This window comes from Pseudomonas sp. ADAK7, assembly GCF_012935675.1.
In the GTDB taxonomy this organism is placed as follows: Bacteria; Pseudomonadota; Gammaproteobacteria; order Pseudomonadales; family Pseudomonadaceae; genus Aquipseudomonas.
Map to the genome: position 1 here is coordinate 4,895,193 of NZ_CP052861.1, position 18,730 is coordinate 4,913,922.

The window sequence follows — 18,730 nt, forward strand, 5'->3', positions numbered from 1 at the left end:
CCTTAAGCCTGCGCCAACTCCGCATGCTCATCCGCACCCAGCAGCTCCTGATTGGTCTGCTGCATCATCTGGCTGGTAATCGCCCCGGCCGTAATCGAGCCACTGACGTTCAACGCCGTACGGCCCATGTCGATCAGCGGCTCAACCGAAATCAGCAGCGCCACCAGTGACACCGGCAAGCCCATGGCCGGCAGCACGATCAGCGCGGCAAACGTCGCGCCGCCACCTACACCCGCCACACCGGCCGAACTCAGGGTCACAATCGCCACCAACGTCGCGATCCACAGCGGGTCGAGCGGGTTGATGCCCACGGTTGGCGCAACCATCACCGCCAACATCGCCGGGTACAGGCCGGCACAGCCGTTCTGGCCGATGGTTGCGCCAAACGAAGCGGCGAAACTGGCGATGGATTGCGGGATACCCAGGCGACGGGTTTGCGCTTCGATGCTCAGCGGAATGCTCGCCGCGCTGGAGCGGCTGGTGAAGGCAAACGTCAGCACCGGCCAGATCTTGCGGAAGAAGCGCAGCGGGTTGATCCCGGCTGCCGACACCAGCAGGCCATGGACCACAAACATCAGGCCGAGGCCGATGTACGACACCACGACGAAACTGCCGAGCTTGATGATGTCTTGCAGGTTGGAACCGGCGACCACTTTGGTCATCAGCGCCAACACGCCGTACGGGGTCAGCTTCATCACCAGGCGCACCAGGCGCATCACCCAGGCTTGCAGGGTGTCGATGGCGTTGATCACTTTCTGACCTTTTTCGACGTCATCCTTCAGCAGTTGCAGCGCGGCGACTCCGAGGAACGCAGCGAAGATCACTACGCTGATGATCGAGGTCGGCTTGGCCCGGGCCAGGTCGGCGAACGGGTTTTGCGGGATAAACGACAGCAACAACTGCGGCACATTCAGGTCAGCGACCTTGCCCGCGTAGTCGGTCTGGATCGTTTGCAGGCGCGCCATTTCCTGGGTGCCGGCGACCAAACCTTCGGCGGTCAGGCCGAACAGGTTGGTCAGGCCGATGCCGATCAGCGCCGCGATGGCGGTGGTGAACAGCAGGGTGCCGATGGTCAGGAAGCTGATCTTGCCCAACGACGAAGCGTTGTGCAGCCGGGCTACGGCGCTGAGGATCGAAGCGAACACCAGCGGGATCACGATCATTTGCAGCAACTGCACGTAACCATTGCCAACCAGATCGAACCAGCCGATCGAGGCTTTCAGCACCGGGTTGCCGGCACCGTAGATGGCATGCAACGCCACGCCGAACGCCACGCCCAATGCCAGCGCGAGCAGGACCTTCTTGGCCAGGCTCCAGGAGGTGTGACGGGTTTGCGCCAGGCCAAAGAGCAAGGCGAGGAACACCAGCAGATTGAGAATCAGCGGCAGATTCATAAAGACTCCATAGACTTGTGCCAGCCACCCTCGTGTGTGACTGCGAACCGGCAAGCCTAACAGCTTGATATCTAATGAATTAATACCAAAAACAGAGGTGGACTGTCGTTTTTGGAATAAGCGGATGTCGCGCACAGGGATGCAGCTGGCGCGAAGGGGACGCAAGCGGTCGCGGGCAGGCGGGAACTGTCACACTTTTTTGTTAGCGTCGATGTCTTTGAATCTGGGTCTCTCTACAAGGAAGCATGCAGATGAAATTCGCACCGAAAATGCTGGCTGCCGCACTCTGCTTCGGCCTCGCCAGCCAGGCGTTCGCCACGGATTTGAAGCACTGGCCAGCCGATCAGGCCAAGGCGCTGGACGCGATGATCGCGGCCAATGCCAACAAGGGTAACTTCGCGGTGTTCGACATGGACAACACCAGTTACCGCTACGACCTCGAAGAGTCGTTGCTGCCATTCATGGAAAACAAGGGCCTGATCACCCGCGAAACCCTCGATCCTTCCCTGAAGCTGATCCCGTTCAAGGACACCGCCGACCACAAGGAAAGCCTGTTCAGCTACTACTATCGCCTCTGCGAAATCGACGACATGGTTTGCTATCCATGGGTCGCCCAGGTGTTCTCCGGCTTCACCCTGCAAGAGCTCAAGGGCTATGTCGATGAGCTGATGGCGTCCGGTAAGCCGGTGCCGAGCACCTATTACGACGGCGATGTGGTCAAGACCATCGACGTCCAGCCACCGAAAATCTTCACCGGCCAGGCCGAGCTGTACAACAAGCTGATGGAGAACGGCATCGAGGTCTACGTGATGACCGCTGCCTCCGAAGAACTGGTGCGCATGGTCGCGGCCGATCCGAAGTACGGCTACAACGTCAAACCGCAGAACGTGATCGGCGTGACCACGCTGCTCAAGGACCGCAAGACCGGCGAACTGACCACCGCGCGCAAGCAGATCACCGCCGGCAAGTATGACGAGAAGGCCAACCTTGGCCTCGAACTGACCCCGTACCTGTGGACCCCGGCGACCTGGATGGCCGGCAAGCAAGCGGCGATCCTGACCTACATCGATGAATGGAAAAAACCGGTGCTGGTGGGTGGCGATACCCCGAGCAGCGACGGCTACATGCTGTTCCACAGCGTCGATGTGGCCAAGGGCGGCATTCACTTGTGGGTCAACCGCAAAGATAAATACATGACCCAGATTAACGGCATGATGGCCAAGCACGCCGCGGCCCAGGCCAAGGAAGGGTTGCCGGTGACGGCGGACAAGAATTGGGTGATCGTCAAGCCTGAAGAGATTCAGTAATCCCTTCATCTGATCGTTCCCACGCTCTGCGTGGGAACGATCATTGCGAATCACTCGCATCTTCTGCTAGCGTGCGCGCTCCTGAACGACCCTCTCGATCAAGGTAGTGCTGTGCCCTCCTGGAATACGCAGATTGCCCGCCTGTTCGCCGAACAAAAGAAAGCCCTGGAAGCCTTCGTCATCCGTCGTACTGGCAGCGCCCAGGTGGCGGCTGATCTGACCCAGGAGTCTTTCCTGCGCCTGGCGCGTCTCGAATCCGGCGAGAAAATCGACAACCTGCCGGCCTTTCTTTTCACCATCGCCAGTAATCTGGTGCGCGATCACCAGCGCCAGACAATTCGTCGCGAGCGTATGGAAACCGGCGAACCCAGCGAAGATCTGCCGTGCAGCAGCCCTTCGGCCGTGGAGCAATTGTCCGCGTATCAGGACGAAGCCTTGATGCGCGATGCCATTTGCGCGCTGCCTGAGGCCACCCGACAGATTTTCCTGCTCTATCATGTCGACGAACATTCCTACCGGGAGATTGCCGAGCGTCTGGCCATCAGCCCGCGTAGCGTCGAATACCAATTGCGTCGTGCGCTGATCGAGTGCCGGGCCTTTATCCAGGCACGGTTGGCGAACGATGACCGAGGTGCGCGGCCATGACTCGCGAACCCGTACCCGTGGAACCCCTGATGATTGAACCCGCAGCATCGGCGCCCGCCGACGACCTGTTTGCCGAGGCTTCCGGCTGGTATTTCCGGCTCCAGGCCGAAGACGTGAGCGCCAGCGAACTGGATGCGTTTGCCTCGTGGCTGGCGCAGGGCCAGGCCCAGGACGATGCCTGGCAGGAGGTGCGGGCGTTGCTCGGCGCCTTGCGCGAACCGGCGCGGTCGATCCGCGAGCAGGAGCAGGAGCAGGAGCAGGCACGCTGGCGCAAACCACGTGCGCGGCAATGGTTCGAATGGGCGTGCGCCGCCGCGGTGCTGTTGATGGTCGGAACGGTGGCGTTGCAAACCCCTTGGCTGGATCGCCTGCGCGCCGACTATGCGACCGGTACCGGCGAGACGCGCCGGGTAGAGCTGGCCGATGGATCAACGCTGCAACTCAATACCGATACCGCGATTCAGATTCGAATGAGTGCGGGCGAACGGCAGGTGCGCCTGTTGCGGGGCGAAGCCTGGTTCGAAGTGACCAAGGATGCCGCGCGGCCTTTTGTCGTGGCCTCCGGCGAGGGTTGGGTGAAAGTCGTCGGCACGCAGTTCAGCGTTGCCCGACGCACCGATGAGACTCGGGTGCAGGTCGCCGAGGGCCGCGTTGAGGTCAGCGCCGGCAGCGGTGAGCCGGTGTACCTGGAGCCGGGGCGTGCGGTCGAGTATCGGAGTCGGCAGCTGACGACGGTGCATGGTTTCGATCCAGCGGCCGGATTTGCCTGGCGGCAACGCCAACTGGTGTTCCGCCAGCAACCCCTGGCCGAGGTGGTGGACGAGTTGAACCGCTACTGGCCGGGTCGCACGCTGGTGCTGGGCGATGATTTGCGTGAGCGGCAAGTCTCCGGGGTGTTCGACATCGACAAACCCGACGCCGTGGTCAAGGCGCTGGTCTACACCCTGCATCTGCGTGCTGACCATTACACCCCGTATTTACTGGTGCTGCGTGAAGGATGAGCTTGAAGCCGGTCGCCACAGGTTTGTGTTGTTTTAGATGCAGGTGAAAATAATTCTCAAATAGTTTCAGGGTTTTCCGCGGGGTCGTCGTCCTTGATCACTGAGGCGTAAACAATAAGCACTCTCAAGTAGTGCCGCGCCGTCACACCGACTTCGATCATTGGGGACACTTCCATGGGACATCCGATTGCCGCCCGGCGCCTGCCCGGCCTGCCGACTTTGTTGACGCTGGCTCTGGGCCTGGCATTTACAGGCGCGCCGGTCCACGCACAGGCCGCACCTGCCGCGCAGGCCCAGCTCTATCGCTTCGAGATTCCGGCTCAGTCGCTGGACGCCGCCTTGGCCGCGTTTTCGGACGTGACCCGCATTCAAGTGCTGGTCTCGGCCGAAGTGACCCAAGGTGTGCGATCGCCCGGCCTGCGCGGCAGTTTTGCCAAGGATGAGGCTCTGGCGCGGTTATTGGTCGGCACTGGACTGGACGCGAGCTATATCGACAGTGACAGCGTGACCCTGGAAAAGCGCGTGGCGACGGGGTCGGCGATGGAGCTGGGCGCCACCAAAGTAAGTGCCCGGCAGCTTGGAGCCACCACTGAAGGCAGCGGTTCCTACACCACCGGCGCGGTCACCATTGGTAAAAGCACCCAGAAGCTCAAGGACATCCCGCAATCGGTCAGTGTGCTGACGCGCAAGGCGATGGATGACCGCAACATCACCACCCTCACTCAGGCGATTGAAGCAGTACCCGGGCTGAGTTCAATCCGGTCACCAGGCCCGGGCATGTTCATGTTCTCCCGAGGCTTCGACATTGAAGCGTTGCAATACGACGGGGTGCCGGTCCCTCGCGATGTCTACGCACTGGGCAGTTACATCACCGAAAACATGGTGATTTACGACCGCATGGAAGTGTTGCGCGGCGCGGCGGGTTTGCTTCAGGGAGCCAACAGTCCGGGCGGTGCGATCAACCTGGTGCGCAAACGCCCGCAAGCCGCACCGACCGTGACGTTGAGTGCCAAGGCCGGCAGTTGGGACCGTTATGCCTCGCAAGCGGATGTCGGTGGCCCGCTGAACGAAACCGGCACCCTTCGCGGACGCGCGGTGGTCAACTACGAGAAAGGCCATTCGTTTTCCGATTACACCTGGAACTGGGAACAGACCGTGTACGGCGCGCTGGACTTCGATCTGAGCGACGACACCGTGCTCGGCGTCGGCTTCAGCAACAAGAAAAGCCATGGCCGGCCTTACTTCCTCGGCCTGCCGCGTTACACCGATGGCAAGCCGCTGGACTTGCCGCGTTCCTCCTACACCGGTTCAACCTGGAACCGCTCGTTCAATGATCAGACCGCCGTGTATCTGGACCTGGAACATCACTTCAACGACAACTGGAAAATCAAGGCGTCGGCGATAGCGATGAACGAGTCCAACGAAGCGACGTATCAGTTCATCACGGGCGCGGTGCCCGTCGGCACTACCACCGGGCCGCGCTTTGCGGATTACGCCACTGACTTTTCCGGCAAAAACCGTGGCCTGGACGTGTTCGTCAACGGCGACTTCGAAGCCTTGTCGTTCAAGCAAAGCGTGGTGCTGGGCGCCAACTATTCGAAATACACCACCGATGATGCTTATGCCCGCGCCTTTTCGCCGGGGGTGGACGTCAGCGACATCGACCATCACCGCCCTGACCAGAGCTTCGACAGCATCGCCGACAGTGCCAACCTCGCAACCAGCACCTATGACATTCGGCAGAAAGGCCTCTACGGTTCGTGGCGGGTCAAGCTGGCCGATCCGCTGACCCTGATTCTCGGCGCGCGCACCAGTTGGTACGACTACACGTTTAACCAGGACAATTACTTCGCCCGTGAACTGCAGGACAACGGCGAGAGTAACTCGGTCAAGACCAGCGGCGAGGTCACGCCTTACGCCGGCCTGGTGTATGCGCTGAACGATGAGTGGTCGGTCTACGGCAGCTACTCCGAAGTGTTCATTCCTCAGGTTCAGCTGACCAAGGAAAAAACCGGGCTGCCGCCGGTCGAAGGCAAAAACTACGAGTTGGGGATCAAGGGCGAATTGATGGATGGCCAGCTCAACACCTCGCTGGCGCTGTTCCGCTACATTCACAAAAATCGTGCGGTCACCGACTTCACCACTGATATCGAAAGCGACGAGGCGTGCAGCGGTTGGTACTGCTCGACGGCGTCCGGCAAAATTCGCAGCCAAGGCATTGAGGCGGAGATCAGCGGTGAAGTTGCACCGGGCCTGCAACTGACCAGCAGCTACACCTACAACACCACCAAGTTCCTCAAGGATCCGGAGCTTGAGGGCAAGGTCTTTTCCACGTTTACGCCGATGCACATGCTGCGCATTTGGGGTGATTACACCTTGCCGGGCGACTTCAACAAAGTCAGCGTCGGTGCGGGGGTCAACGCGCAGAGTCGTACCGTCGGTTTTGATCGTGGGTTCGAACAGCCGGGGTTTGCGATCTGGAATTCGCGTATTGCCTATGAGGCCAGTGATGAGGTCACGCTGGCAGTGAACCTGAACAACCTGTTCGACAAACAGTACTTCATCCCGTCGTACAGCCAGGTTTCGGCGAATAACTACTATGGCGATCCGCGGAACATGATGTTTAGCGTGACGTACAAACCCGAGTTCTAACGGGCTCCTACGGGGGGATCTGCGTATCGATCGTTCCCACGCTCTGCGTGGGAATGCAGCCCGTGACGCTCCGCGTCACTGGACGCGGAGCGTCCCTTGAGGCATTCCCATGCGGGAGCGTGGGAACGATCGGATCGCGTAAACAAAAATGCCCCGCACTTGGCGGGGCATTTTTATGGTGACGATTAAGACTTACAGCCCGTCGAGCATCGCCTTGTTCCGCACGGCACCCTTGTCGGCGCTGGTGGCCAGCAGGGCGTAGGCTTTCAGCGCGGTGGTCACTTTACGTGGGCGCTTCTCGACTGGCTTCCAGCCTTTCTGATCCTGCTCGACCCGGCGTGCCGCCAGTTCTTCATCGCTGATCAACAGGTTGATCGAGCGGTTCGGAATGTCGATCAATACCTTGTCGCCATCCTGCACCAGACCAATCGCGCCACCGGCAGCGGCTTCTGGCGAAGCGTGGCCGATGGACAGGCCCGAGGTACCGCCGGAGAAGCGGCCGTCGGTGAGCAGGGCGCAGGCTTTGCCCAGGCCTTTGGATTTCAGGTACGACGTCGGGTAGAGCATTTCCTGCATGCCCGGGCCGCCTTTCGGGCCTTCGTAGCGGATGATCACGATGTCGCCGGCCTTCACTTCATCGGCGAGGATGCCGCGCACGGCGCTGTCCTGGCTTTCGAAGATCTTCGCGTTGCCTTCGAACACGTGGATCGACTCGTCGACGCCGGCGGTTTTCACCACGCAACCGTCGAGGGCGATGTTGCCGTACAGAACGGCCAGGCCACCTTCTTGCGAATAAGCGTGCTCGACACTGCGGATGCAGCCGTTTTCACGGTCGTCGTCCAGGGTTTCCCAACGGGTCGACTGACTGAACGCGGTTTGCGTCGGGATGCCCGCCGGACCGGCCTTGAAGAAGTGATGCACGGCTTCGTCAGTGGTCTGGGTGATGTCCCACTTGGCGATGCCTTCGGCCATGCTCTTGCTGTGCACGGTCGGCAGCTCGGTGTGCAGCAGACCGCCACGGGCCAGCGAGCCGAGAATGCTGAAGATCCCGCCGGCACGGTGCACGTCTTCCATGTGGTACTTCTGGATGTTCGGCGCGACTTTGCACAGTTGCGGTACGTGGCGGGAGAGGCGGTCGATGTCCTTCAGGTCGAAGTCGATCTCGGCTTCCTGGGCCGCGGCCAGCAAGTGCAGGATGGTGTTGGTGGAACCGCCCATGGCGATGTCCAGGGTCATCGCGTTTTCGAACGCCTTGAAGTTGGCGATGTTGCGCGGCAACACCGACTCATCGTTATCGCCGTAATAGCGTTTGCACAGGTCGACAATGGTGCGGCCGGCTTGCAGGAACAGCTGCTCGCGGTCGCTGTGGGTGGCGAGGGTCGAACCGTTGCCCGGCAAAGCCAGGCCCAGGGCTTCAACCAGGCAGTTCATCGAGTTGGCGGTGAACATGCCGGAGCACGAACCGCAGGTCGGGCAGGCGCTGCGCTCGTACTCAGCGACTTTCTCGTCAGAAGCGCTGGAGTCGGCGGCGATCACCATGGCATCGACGAGGTCGAGGCCGTGGCTGGCCAGTTTAGTCTTGCCGGCTTCCATCGGGCCACCGGAAACGAAGATCACCGGGATGTTCAGGCGCAAGGCGGCCATCAGCATGCCAGGGGTGATCTTGTCGCAGTTGGAGATGCAGACGATGGCGTCGGCGCAGTGGGCGTTGACCATGTACTCGACAGAGTCGGCGATGATCTCGCGGCTCGGCAGCGAATACAGCATGCCGTCGTGGCCCATGGCGATGCCGTCATCCACAGCGATGGTGTTGAATTCTTTGGCGACGCCACCGGCCCGTTCGATTTCACGGGCGACCAGTTGGCCGAGGTCCTTGAGGTGGACGTGGCCCGGTACGAACTGGGTGAACGAGTTGGCAATGGCGATGATCGGCTTCTTGAAGTCGTCATCTTTCATCCCCGTGGCGCGCCACAGTGCGCGGGCACCGGCCATGTTGCGGCCGTGGGTGGATGTTTTCGAGCGGTAATCAGGCATGGAGCACTCCGGGCGGCTAATCAGGTATCAAAGGGGAGTGAGCTTCTATTGACGTCTGGAACACTCAGAAATGGCCGTGTGTCCGGAAGTTGCCGATGACTTTGCGGGATCGCCGCTTGCCTCAGCCTGAGCTCATAAACCCGCCGGGGGATGAATGGCGATGAATCTCGCGATTCTACACCGCTGGCGTCAGGAGGGAATGGCTCAAAGTGTTGATCCAGCCCTGACGCCGTGTGCGGGATGACCATCGGTAAGGTGAACGAGCCTCCCAGGGGGATATCACCGCACGGGACGCTTGGCTAAACTGCCGGCCTTCGCGTAATCGCACCAAAAGGAATTGGCATGCCGCTGTTCAATCGCTCGTTGTGGTTTTACCTGCTCGTCGGTCTGTGCCAAGGGGTGGTTTTCTGGCAGGTCGAATCATTCGGGTCGCGCGGCGTGCTGGCGGCGAGCCTGACGCTGGTAGTGGTTGGAGGGCTGCTCCTGCAACTGCTCGGCCCCAAACTCAAGGACCGCCGGGTTCTGGCCCTGACGCTGGGATTTTGCCTGTTGATGATGGCAATCAGTTCCTGGGTCCAACTGTCCGGCCTCGATTACGGCAATCGTTGGCTGATGGAAAACTGGCTGTTAACCGGTGTGCCGTTGAGCTACGTGGTGTGTGCGTTTCTCGCCAGTTGGCCATCGGGCACCGGCCGGCGCTGGGCTTACGATGATCTGTTTCACAGCGCCTGGAGCCATGTGTTCGTGGTGTTTTTTGCGCTGATGCTGACGGGCGTGTTCAGCCTATTGCTGCTGCTCTGGAGCAAATTGTTTCTCATGCTGGGCATCGATTTTTTTGCCGAGCAGTTCTCCTCCCGGGTCTTTATCTGCCTCAGCCTGCCGCTTGTATTCTCCCTGGCCATGCGCCTGGGGCTGCACAACGAAAGAGTCATCGGCATGTTGCGGGGCGTCTTGTTGGCGGCCTGTCATTTCCTGTTGCCGTTGATCACCCTGATCACGGTCCTGTTTACCGTGACACTGCCCTTTACTGGCGTGCAAAAGATCTGGGCCACCGGCTATTCGACCCCGATTTTGTTGTGCCTGGTGGGGACTTATCTGTTTTTGCTCAATGGGGTGTTTCAGGACGGGCGCCAGGCCAAGCCTTATCCGGCGTGGCTGATGCGCTGTGTCGAGGCGGGTTTGCTGTGCTTGCCGGTGCTGGTGGCGTTGTCCGGGTATTCGAGCTGGCTGCGGGTCGAGCAGTACGGTTTGTCGCCCCGGCGTTTCACCGGCCTGCTGCTGGTCGCGATTTTCGCGGCGTACAGCCTGACTGCGGTGTTGGCCGTGGTGCAACGCAACGCCTTGTGGCTGAACGGGCTGCGACGCAGCAACCCGGCCCTGGCCTTGGTCGTGTGTCTGGTCTTGGTGCTGATCAATACGCCCTGGTTCAATGGCCAGTCCTTCAGCGCACGGGATCAGGTGCGCCGCTTGCTGGATGGCCGCACGTCGGTGCTGGTGTTCGATAGTAATTATTTGCGCAATGGTTTGGGCATGGCAGGGCGGCAGCAGTTCGAGGCGTTGTCCGAACTGCTTGAACGCAATGAGGTGCTCGATGCGCCTTCGCGAGAGGTGCTACGCGCCCAGATCAAAGGCACTCCCGGTGAATCCACGGTTGAGCCCCGTCCCTATACACCAAGCCCTGTGAACCTCGAATGGATCGGTCCGAAAGTGGACGGCAGCGAGCAATTCATCAGCCTCAACAGTCGCAAGCTCCAGTGCCAGGATGATGGCTGCGTAATGTGGGGAGTCGACCTTGATGGCGATGGCCAGGCTGAAGTGGTGCAATTCAATCAGCAGCCGTGGGACCACCGGGCTTTGCTCTACAAACGCGCCGCTAGCGGTGAATGGCAATACGTCACCGTGCTGCTGGGCGCCAATCTTTCGCCACAAAACCTGGATCGGCTGCGTGCCGGTGACTTCAAGCTCATCGAGCCGCGTTACAAGAGCGTGCAAATAGGCGATCTCACGTTGGCTCCCGAACCTGAGGTGCAATGACGTCGAGCGCCCGTTTCAGGCTTCGCTCAAGGTCGGGCTGCGCTGGCGGATTTGACTGCTCACCACCAGCCCGACGCTGCTCAGGACGATGAAGCCGAGTGCCAGCGTCAATTGCAATTCAAAGGGACTCAGGCTGATCAGGGCGCTGATCAGACCACCCGAGATGAATACCAGGGAGTTGCCGGCCGACGCCGAAGCGCCGGCCATGTCCGGAAAAACTTCCATCGCCATCGAGGTGGCGACCGGCCGCGCGATGGTGGTGCCGGCGGTGCAAATGATCATCGGGAGCAGGACGGTGAAGGTCGACAGCCCCCACCATGTTGAAAGCACCAGCATCACCAGGCCGGAAAAGAAGATCAGGCTCAGGCCCACGACGATCTGCGCACTCGGCGCGATCCGGCCGCCGAGAAGCCGGGCGACGATGCCGCCAATGATGTAGGCCAGGCCATAGAGCAACAGGATCAGCGAAAATTCGTAGGGCGTGTGGTGCAACTGCTCCATGAAAATCAGCGGTGAAATGACAATAAAGGAAAAGTGGCAGGCGAAGGCAATCGAGGCGATCAGCCAATAGCCCATAAACCCGGCATCGCGGTAGACCAGGCGGTATGACTGGACGATGCCCCGCTGAATGACGTTGGCCGGGCGCTGGTTTTCAAGAAACAGGCAGGCTTTCAGAAACACCGCGCCGGCCAGGACGATGAAGATCACAAAGCTTCCGGGCCAGTCCATGGCCTGTTGCAGCAGGGTCCCGGCCAGTGGCGAAATGGAAATACAGATGCCGCTGGCGGTCACCAAAAGAATCCTCAAGCGATCCCGATCCTTGCCATCGAACAAGTCTTGAACCAGGGCTTGGGTGAGCACGAAACAACCGCAGCCGATGGCCTGGACCACGCGGAACAGCAGGAACCAGGAATACTCGGTGGAGAGCACGCAGCCGATCGCGCCGATGATCGCGACGGCCATTCCCGACAGCAACAGACCCTTGCGCCCGATGGTGTCCGACAACGGCCCGATCAGCAGCTGCGACAGGGAAATGCCGACCGCGAACAGGCTGATGGATAGCGCGATGTCGGCCGGGGTGGTCCGGAAGTGTTCGGCCAGTGCCGGAAATGACGGCAGCAGGACATCCAGCGGAAAGACCCCGAGCAACACCATGGTCAGCAACAGGATGACCGCGGCACGACGTTTATCTGGACTGACAGCAGATTTTCCTTCATCCATCGACGAGCCCCGCCTGTGCGAAAAGTTGCTGGTTGGCGCGCAGGTCGAAGAAACCGGCGCTGTGTAATGCCTGAAGCGTGGCGCCAGCCCCCGAGCGAGCTCGCACCACGGTGGCTTGCATGCCTGTCAGCCTGTCGAGAATGTCTGCGATAGAGGCGCCGTCCAGGCCCACGCTGTGCAGGCTTTCCTTCAGCCATCGCTCATCGACTTCAAAAAACAGCAGAATGATTTCCACCAGCAGTTTGGCGGTGAACGTGCGTTGACTGCTGTTGAGGGTCAGCCACAGATAATGGAACACTTGCGAAAAGTAGCGACTGTGACGCGCCTCGTCCGTCAGGTGGTCCCTGAGCATTTCCTGGACGCTGGAGACTAGCGCATCACGGCAAACCTCGAGCAGTTCCCTGGCGATGATCGTCTCCGAGACAAAACCGACCAGAAACCAGGCCAGTGCCTTGTGCCGATCAGGGGCTTGCTCGAGCAGGTCATTCAGCCGGGTTATCCGCTGTGGCATCGCTGGCCGCTGGGTGATGCCGTAATGATCGGCAATCTGCTCGGCGAGGCTGTTGGAAAACAGCGCGTGAAAACCTTCGTCGGTGTAGAGCTGCAAGGCAGAGGTTTTCATGCGCGACGGGATGCTGACATCCAGCTCACCGTGGACGATGGTTTCCACCGCGCGGTTGACGATGCGATGTTCGAGCAGGGTGGTGTAGTCGAGGAAATACACCAGGTGGTTGGCCGATAAGCGATGGATCATCGAACGGCCCGCCGCTTCGATGCTCGGGTGGCTGAGGTAAGGCAGAAAGGCCGGTGGGAACCAGTGTCGGGTTTCCAGTTGCTGTTTCAGGTCCGGCGGCAACAGATAGGTGTGCTCGCTGGCGCGCACCGAGGCTCGGGTATTCCATTCGCCCAGGGTGAAACGCTGGGCCCAGAAATCCGGAATAGGGGAGGCACTGGTCATTGTTGTGAGCCTTGTTGGTTCAACAGTGCTTTCAACTCCTTGCACATCACCTGCCCGTCGCTCTGGCCGCAGCCAACAAAAAACAACGGTTGTTCCGGACTTTCCTCAAGTCCCAGCAGCGTTTCGACCTGATCGTCCGTCAATGCCCCCGTCAGCCAGGTATTCAGGCCCAGTGCGGTCGCCACCAGTTGGAAGGTCTGGGAAATATGACCGGCCTCGACGTAGGCCATTCGGTAGGCCCGGGAGTGTTGGTATTTCCACCACAGTTTGTCGAAGCGCGCGCTGAGGAACAGGCCCGCGGGCAAGTTGTTGATGAAGTGTTGCCCGCACACTAGTTGGCCCAACGGCGAGCCGGTCAGTGGGTTGACGAAGCTCAGTGCGTGATCGGCCGGATGGTAGGCGTAGAGTCCGGGTTCCAGGCCAATGACGTTTTGCGCCAGTAGAAAACCTTCACAGGCATTCAATCCTCCACCCGAAGGGCTGCTGCGGCGGGCGGCCAGGCCTTCGGCGACGGTTTCATCGATGTCGTCTTCGCGTTCTTTCAGGTAACCGAGGGACAAGTAAAGCAAGGTGCTGATGTCGCCGAGGGACACCGCTTCACCGGTGAACGACCGGCAGGTCTTGCGGCTGACCAGAGCATCGCCGAGGCTGTCGGCCGGCAACCCGGAGGGCGTGGGCAGGGCAATCATTGCGTGGGCCGCGCGGTGTGCGAGATCGGTGTCGGGTGCGCTGGAGGTCAATACTTCGTTGCAATGGTCCAGATAGTGTCTCGACCATTCATGGATGTTCTGCGGTGTATATTCGCAAGGTATGTTCTTGGTGCCGATATGAAATATCTTTGATAGTTCATCCCAGCCCCATTCGGTAGTGTCTTGTATTGAAGTTGTCAGTATTCCCGTGTTCAGGAATTGAGTGTCGATTATGTTGCTGTTGTCGAACGCTTCAGGGTTCTCTATAAGTTGTGCAAGTCGGAAGGAATATTCCAGGTTTAGTTCGAATTGCTTGTGGCTCCTGTAATCCCAGACTATCTGGCCGGGTGTGCGAGGCAGTATGAATAGATGAGGGTTTATCTGCATGACGGGCGCTTCACTCTGGGCTGTGCCATAGAAAACGCTGGGTAAGCCGGCACTCCCCAGCGTCTCACTTACTTAACGGGCTTTTGGTGCAACCAGAAAAGCCAGGTTAGCGATTTTGTTGGTTTCCAGAGTAACTGCTTTCATGTTTTGAACTCCTTGTAAGTGATAGTGAGTGCCACCGCTTGGTGACAACTCAATCATAGTTTGTAATGAGTTCTTATCAAGGGGAAAAGCAGTAGGAAATATCCAGTAATTTTGTGGGAGCGATCTTTAGGTTGAAGGGTGCTTGTAAGTCTTATTCTTTAGAATAAAAGATGCAGGGAAACTTCCTGCACGTCTGTAGGACGGCAAGTGTAAGAAATAGAAGGATTCACGGGGTAGAAAGCAAACGGGGAGCCTGTTGGCTCCCCGTCTAACCGGCGTTATCAGCTGTTTGGCAGCAGGCGGCAGGTGATGCTCTTGATGTAGCGGGTTTCGGCGATGGCCGGGTGCACCGGGTGATCCGGGCCCTGACCGCCACGTTCCAGCATCTGGATGTTGCGGTCCAGGTGGCGGGCGCTGGTCAGCAGGATGTTCTGCAGGTCATCTTCCGGCAGGTGCATCGAGCACGAAGCGCTGAACAGGATGCCGTCCTTGTTGAGCAGGCGCATGGCTTGCTCGTTCAGGCGACGGTAGGCGCCTTCACCGTTCTTCATGTCTTTCTTGCGTTTGATGAACGCCGGTGGGTCGGCCACGATCACGTCGAAACGCTCTTCACTGGCTTTCAGCTCTTTCAGGGCTTCGAACACGTCGCCTTCGACGCAGGTCATTTTCTCGGCGACGCCGTTCAGCGCGACGTTGCGCTCGACGCCGTCGAGGGCGAAAGCTGACGAGTCGACGCAGAACACTTCACTGGCGCCGAACGCGGCCGCTTGCACGCCCCAGCCACCGATGTAGCTATAAAGGTCGAGCACACGTTTGCCTTTGGCATACGGCGCCAGGCGGGCGCGGTTCATGCGGTGGTCGTAGAACCAGCCGGTTTTCTGGCCCTGGATGACCGGCGCTTCGAATTTCACGCCGTTTTCTTCCAGCGCAACCCACTCCGGCACCAGGCCGAACACGGTTTCGACGTAGCGGTTGAGGCCTTCGGCGTCACGGGCGGCGGAGTCGTTCTTGAACAGGATGCCGCTTGGCTTGAGCACTTGGGTCAGCGCAGCGATCACGTCATCTTTATGGGCTTCCATGGTCGCCGAAGCGATCTGCACCACCAGGATGTCGCCGAAACGGTCGACGACCAGGCCTGGCAACAGGTCGGAATCACCGTAGACCAGGCGATAGAACGGCTTGTCGAACAGGCGATCGCGCAGGGACAGGGCGACGTTCAGGCGATGCACCAGCAGCGACTTGTCCAGCGGCAACTTGATGTCGCGCGACAGCAGGCGGGCGCAGATCAGGTTGTTCGGGCTCATGGCAACGATGCCCAGCGGCTTGCCGCCGGCGGCTTCGAGGATCGCCTGGTCACCGGCCTTGAAGCCGTGCAACGGGGTGGCGGCCACATCGATTTCGTTGCTGTAGACCCACAAGTGGCCGTTTCGCAGGCGACGGTCGGCGTTGGCTTTGAGGCGCAGGCTAGGCAGGGACATGACGTCGCTCCGGAAAAAAGAGCGGGAGTATAGCGTGTTGAGGCTTTGGGCGGGCTGGGTGGGCGATGAAACGCTTATGACGTCTTCGCGGGCAAGCCTTGCTCCTACAGGTTTTGCGTCGTACGCAATTTCCGCGACCAACACAAAACCTGTAGGAGCAAGGCTTGCCCGCGAAAGCGATTTCGAATGCAACGTCGACATGAAACTTTGTCCGAAAGACCGGCCAGGGTGTCGGATCCAACTTTATAAGGGTTAGAATCGGCGCCTGTCCCAGAGTGTGTACTTATGTCCCAAGAGCTCAGTTCCGAACAGATTCAACAGTCCCTGCAAGGCATCAGCGTGCCGGCCCAGCCGCAGATCATGGTGGATCTGCAGATGGAGCAGTACATGCCCGACCCGGACCTGGAAGTGATCGCGAAGCTGATTTCCCAGGACCCGGGCCTCTCCGGGGCGTTGCTGAAAATCGTCAACTCGCCGTATTACGGCTTGAGTAACAAGATCGCCTCGATCCAGCGTGCGGTGAACCTGCTGGGCAGCCGCTCGATCATCAACCTGATCAACGCGCAGTCGATCAAGGGCGAGATGAACGACGACACCATCGTCACCCTCAACCGCTTCTGGGACACGGCTCAGGATGTGGCGATGACCTGCCTGACCCTGGCCAAGCGCATCGGCTCCCAGGCGGGCGACGAGGCTTATGCGTTGGGCCTGTTCCACGACTGCGGCGTGCCGCTGATGCTCAAGCGCTTCCCCGATTACATGAAGACCCTGGAACTGGCCTACGCCGACGCCAGCGCCGAAAACCGGGTAGTAGACACCGAAAACCGCGTGTTCAACACCAACCACGCCGTAGTCGGCTACTACACCGCCAAGTCCTGGCGACTGCCGGAACACATCAGCGCTGCCATCGCCAATCACCACAACGCTTTGGCGATCTTCACCGATGAATCCTCGCGCAACACGCAGATGAAAAACCTGCTGTCGATCCTGAAAATGGCCGAGCACATTTGCGCGTCCTATCGGGTGTTGGGCAATCAGAACGAAGACCACGAGTGGAACAGCGTCGGGCCGTTGGTGCTCGATTATGTCGGCCTGTCGGATTACGATTTCGAGACCCTCAAGCAAACGATTCGTGACCTCGGCACTCATCACTGAGGCCCCGGTCTTCATGATTAAAAGCGCCTGATTCGAGAGCACCATGCCTGAACTGCCGGAAGTCGAAACCACCCGCCGGGGCATCGCCCCGCATCTGGAAGGCCAGCGCGTCAGCCGGGTCATCGTGCGTGACCGTCGGCTGCGCTGGCCGATTCCCGAAGACCTGGATGTGCGCCTGTCCGGCCAGCGCATCGTGCTGGTTGAGCGCCGCGCCAAGTACCTGTTGATCAACGCCGAAGTTGGCACGCTGATCAGTCATTTGGGCATGTCGGGCAATCTGCGGCTGGTGGAAGTCGGCTCGCCGGCGGCCAAGCATGAGCATGTGGATATCGAACTGGAATCCGGCCTGGCCCTGCGTTACACCGACCCGCGTCGGTTTGGCGCGATGCTCTGGAGCCTCGACCCGCTCAATCACGAATTGTTGATTCGCCTGGGGCCGGAGCCCTTGACCGACCTGTTCGACGGCGAGCGTTTGTTCCAGCAATCGCGTAATCGCTCCATGGCGGTCAAGCCGTTCATCATGGACAACGCGGTGGTGGTGGGCGTCGGCAATATTTACGCGACGGAAGCGTTGTTCGCCGCCGGCATCGACCCGCGCCGTGAAGCCAAGAGCATTTCCCGGGCGCGTTATCTGAAATTGGCGATCGAGATCAAACGCATCCTCGCCCACGCCATCGAACGTGGTGGTACCACGTTGCGCGACTTTATCGGCGGCGACGGCCAGCCGGGCTATTTCCAGCAGGAACTGTTCGTCTACGGCCGTGGCAGCGAGCCGTGCAAAGTCTGTGGTACCGAGTTGCGCGATGTGAAGCTGGGCCAGCGCGCCAGCGTGTTTTGCCCACGCTGCCAGAGCTGATACGTGCGACGGTCTATAGTCAGTGTTCTCACTGCCTAGCCGAAGGACCGTGCCATGAATGCGTTTCGAACCTTTGTCGTTGTTTTGCTGTTGAGCGCCGGCCTGCCCGCGCTGGCGGCTGAAAACGGCAGCGGCGACCCCCGTTACACCATCCAGAACCCACCGGCCTACGCCATGATCGGCGATTTGCTGATTGCTCGTCCTTTGCTGGTCGCGGCGACGGTGATCGGGGCGGGGGTGTTTGTGGTGTCGTTGCCATTTACCGCGCTGGGTGGCGGTGTGGGCGATGCGGGACAGGCGTTGGTGGTCGATCCGGCGAAAGCCGCGTTTGTGCGGTGCCTGGGGTGTATCGGGGAAGGGTTTGAGCAGCGGGAGTGAAGCTTTAAAAGCTTCGCGGGCAAGCCTCGCTCCTACAGGGTTCGCGTTAATTCATGATTGGCGCAAGACCTGTAGGAGCGAGGCTTGCCCGCGAAGGCGCCCTCACAGACGCCAAAAGCCTCAAGCCTTACCGGTAATGACCCGATACTTCGCCATCAACTGCTCTTCAGTCTCCGGATGGGCCTCGTCCAGCGGAATGCAATCCACCGGGCAGACCTGCTGGCACTGCGGCTCGTCGTAGTGGCCGACACATTGAGTGCACAGGTTCGGGTCGATCACGTAGATCTCTTCGCCCTGGGAAATGGCGGCGTTCGGGCACTCGGGTTCGCAGACGTCGCAGTTGATGCAATCGTCGGTGATGATCAGGGACATGCTAACTCCAGCCGGGGCGGCAGGC

At 59.9% G+C, this 18,730-nt stretch carries 15 protein-coding genes; 8 read left to right on the forward strand and 7 right to left on the reverse strand.

Translation table 11 applies throughout. The features are described from left to right. Window positions 1-2 precede the first annotated feature (2 nt). Window positions 3-1,394: an L-cystine transporter gene (locus tag HKK53_RS22465; protein ID WP_169372634.1), complete on the reverse strand. Its 1,392-nt coding sequence runs from the start codon at window positions 1,392-1,394 to the stop codon at window positions 3-5. Between the two features lie 251 nt (window positions 1,395-1,645). Between HKK53_RS22465 and HKK53_RS22470 the strand changes: the two genes are divergently transcribed. The 4 genes from HKK53_RS22470 to HKK53_RS22485 all read left to right on the forward strand — a co-directional run bounded on the left by HKK53_RS22470 (window position 1,646) and on the right by HKK53_RS22485 (window position 6,999). Continuing rightward, window positions 1,646-2,701: a haloacid dehalogenase-like hydrolase gene (locus tag HKK53_RS22470; protein WP_169372635.1), complete on the forward strand. Its 1,056-nt coding sequence runs from the start codon at window positions 1,646-1,648 to the stop codon at window positions 2,699-2,701. 111 nt (window positions 2,702-2,812) lie between these two features. Next, window positions 2,813-3,346, forward strand: a complete 534-nt coding sequence (locus tag HKK53_RS22475) for an RNA polymerase sigma factor (RefSeq protein WP_169372636.1) — start codon at window positions 2,813-2,815, stop codon at window positions 3,344-3,346. After that, the gene (locus HKK53_RS22480) at window positions 3,343-4,347 is read left to right on the forward strand and encodes a FecR family protein (RefSeq protein ID WP_237150596.1); all 1,005 of its coding nucleotides are present in this window, start codon (window positions 3,343-3,345) and stop codon (window positions 4,345-4,347) included. The genes HKK53_RS22475 and HKK53_RS22480 overlap by 4 nt, the downstream gene beginning before the upstream one ends. 174 nt (window positions 4,348-4,521) lie before the next feature. Continuing rightward, complete coding sequence (locus HKK53_RS22485) at window positions 4,522-6,999, forward strand: TonB-dependent siderophore receptor (RefSeq protein ID WP_169372637.1); 2,478 nt, start codon at window positions 4,522-4,524, stop codon at window positions 6,997-6,999. A gap of 192 nt (window positions 7,000-7,191) precedes the next feature. Here HKK53_RS22485 and ilvD read toward each other — a convergent pair whose 3' ends face one another. Continuing rightward, window positions 7,192-9,033, reverse strand: coding sequence for a dihydroxy-acid dehydratase (gene ilvD, locus HKK53_RS22490; protein WP_054044474.1), 1,842 nt, complete (start codon window positions 9,031-9,033; stop codon window positions 7,192-7,194). Window positions 9,034-9,375: 342 nt separating this feature from the next. On the opposite strand from ilvD, the gene HKK53_RS22495 reads away from it, so the two are divergent. Next, on the forward strand, window positions 9,376-11,067 hold the full coding sequence (locus HKK53_RS22495) for a DUF4153 domain-containing protein (RefSeq protein WP_169372638.1): 1,692 nt from the start codon (window positions 9,376-9,378) through the stop codon (window positions 11,065-11,067). Window positions 11,068-11,082: 15 nt separating this feature from the next. Here the strand turns inward: HKK53_RS22495 and HKK53_RS22500 are convergent, their stop codons facing one another. The 4 genes from HKK53_RS22500 to HKK53_RS22515 form a co-directional block, all read right to left on the reverse strand. After that, the gene (locus tag HKK53_RS22500) at window positions 11,083-12,288 is read right to left on the reverse strand and encodes a multidrug effflux MFS transporter (protein ID WP_169372639.1); all 1,206 of its coding nucleotides are present in this window, start codon (window positions 12,286-12,288) and stop codon (window positions 11,083-11,085) included. After that, window positions 12,281-13,246 carry a diiron oxygenase gene (locus HKK53_RS22505; protein WP_169372640.1) on the reverse strand — a complete coding sequence of 322 codons (966 nt, stop codon included), beginning with the start codon at window positions 13,244-13,246 and terminating at the stop codon, window positions 12,281-12,283. The genes HKK53_RS22500 and HKK53_RS22505 overlap by 8 nt, the downstream gene beginning before the upstream one ends. After that, on the reverse strand, window positions 13,243-14,322 hold the full coding sequence (locus tag HKK53_RS22510; protein WP_169372641.1) for a SagB family peptide dehydrogenase: 1,080 nt from the start codon (window positions 14,320-14,322) through the stop codon (window positions 13,243-13,245). Before HKK53_RS22510 ends, HKK53_RS22505 begins: the two co-directional genes overlap by 4 nt. A gap of 425 nt (window positions 14,323-14,747) precedes the next feature. Next, window positions 14,748-15,944 (reverse strand): class I SAM-dependent rRNA methyltransferase, encoded by a 1,197-nt coding sequence (locus tag HKK53_RS22515; protein WP_169372642.1) that lies wholly within the window; start codon window positions 15,942-15,944, stop codon window positions 14,748-14,750. Between the two features lie 339 nt (window positions 15,945-16,283). On the opposite strand from HKK53_RS22515, the gene HKK53_RS22520 reads away from it, so the two are divergent. From HKK53_RS22520 to HKK53_RS22530, 3 genes are read left to right on the forward strand one after another with little or no spacing between them, the layout of a single operon-like run. Continuing rightward, window positions 16,284-17,099, forward strand: a complete 816-nt coding sequence (locus HKK53_RS22520; RefSeq protein ID WP_169374282.1) for an HDOD domain-containing protein — start codon at window positions 16,284-16,286, stop codon at window positions 17,097-17,099. 43 nt (window positions 17,100-17,142) lie between these two features. Continuing rightward, the gene (gene mutM / locus HKK53_RS22525) at window positions 17,143-17,955 is read left to right on the forward strand and encodes a bifunctional DNA-formamidopyrimidine glycosylase/DNA-(apurinic or apyrimidinic site) lyase (protein WP_169372643.1); all 813 of its coding nucleotides are present in this window, start codon (window positions 17,143-17,145) and stop codon (window positions 17,953-17,955) included. 54 nt (window positions 17,956-18,009) lie between these two features. After that, entirely contained in the window at window positions 18,010-18,333 is a 324-nt protein-coding gene (locus HKK53_RS22530) for a multidrug transporter (RefSeq protein ID WP_169372644.1), read from the forward strand. A 120-nt stretch (window positions 18,334-18,453) separates the two neighbouring features. Here HKK53_RS22530 and HKK53_RS22535 read toward each other — a convergent pair whose 3' ends face one another. Beyond that, window positions 18,454-18,705 carry a YfhL family 4Fe-4S dicluster ferredoxin gene (locus HKK53_RS22535; protein WP_048722619.1) on the reverse strand — a complete coding sequence of 84 codons (252 nt, stop codon included), beginning with the start codon at window positions 18,703-18,705 and terminating at the stop codon, window positions 18,454-18,456. Between the last annotated feature and the right edge of the window lie 25 nt (window positions 18,706-18,730).

Excerpts from the sequence above, each read along its gene's own strand:
- HKK53_RS22465 (WP_169372634.1), bottom strand. The coding sequence starts at position 1,394 with ATGAATCTGCCGCTGATTCTCAATCTGCTGGTGTTCCTCGCCTTGCTC.
- HKK53_RS22470 (WP_169372635.1), top strand. The coding sequence starts at position 1,646 with ATGAAATTCGCACCGAAAATGCTGGCTGCCGCACTCTGCTTCGGCCTC.
- HKK53_RS22480 (WP_237150596.1), top strand. The coding sequence starts at position 3,343 with ATGACTCGCGAACCCGTACCCGTGGAACCCCTGATGATTGAACCCGCA.
- HKK53_RS22485 (WP_169372637.1), top strand. The coding sequence starts at position 4,522 with ATGGGACATCCGATTGCCGCCCGGCGCCTGCCCGGCCTGCCGACTTTG.
- ilvD (WP_054044474.1), bottom strand. The coding sequence starts at position 9,033 with ATGCCTGATTACCGCTCGAAAACATCCACCCACGGCCGCAACATGGCC.
- HKK53_RS22495 (WP_169372638.1), top strand. The coding sequence starts at position 9,376 with ATGCCGCTGTTCAATCGCTCGTTGTGGTTTTACCTGCTCGTCGGTCTG.
- HKK53_RS22500 (WP_169372639.1), bottom strand. The coding sequence starts at position 12,288 with ATGGATGAAGGAAAATCTGCTGTCAGTCCAGATAAACGTCGTGCCGCG.
- HKK53_RS22505 (WP_169372640.1), bottom strand. The coding sequence starts at position 13,246 with ATGACCAGTGCCTCCCCTATTCCGGATTTCTGGGCCCAGCGTTTCACC.
- HKK53_RS22510 (WP_169372641.1), bottom strand. The coding sequence starts at position 14,322 with ATGCAGATAAACCCTCATCTATTCATACTGCCTCGCACACCCGGCCAG.
- HKK53_RS22515 (WP_169372642.1), bottom strand. The coding sequence starts at position 15,944 with ATGTCCCTGCCTAGCCTGCGCCTCAAAGCCAACGCCGACCGTCGCCTG.
- mutM (WP_169372643.1), top strand. The coding sequence starts at position 17,143 with ATGCCTGAACTGCCGGAAGTCGAAACCACCCGCCGGGGCATCGCCCCG.
- HKK53_RS22530 (WP_169372644.1), top strand. The coding sequence starts at position 18,010 with ATGAATGCGTTTCGAACCTTTGTCGTTGTTTTGCTGTTGAGCGCCGGC.
- HKK53_RS22535 (WP_048722619.1), bottom strand. The coding sequence starts at position 18,705 with ATGTCCCTGATCATCACCGACGATTGCATCAACTGCGACGTCTGCGAA.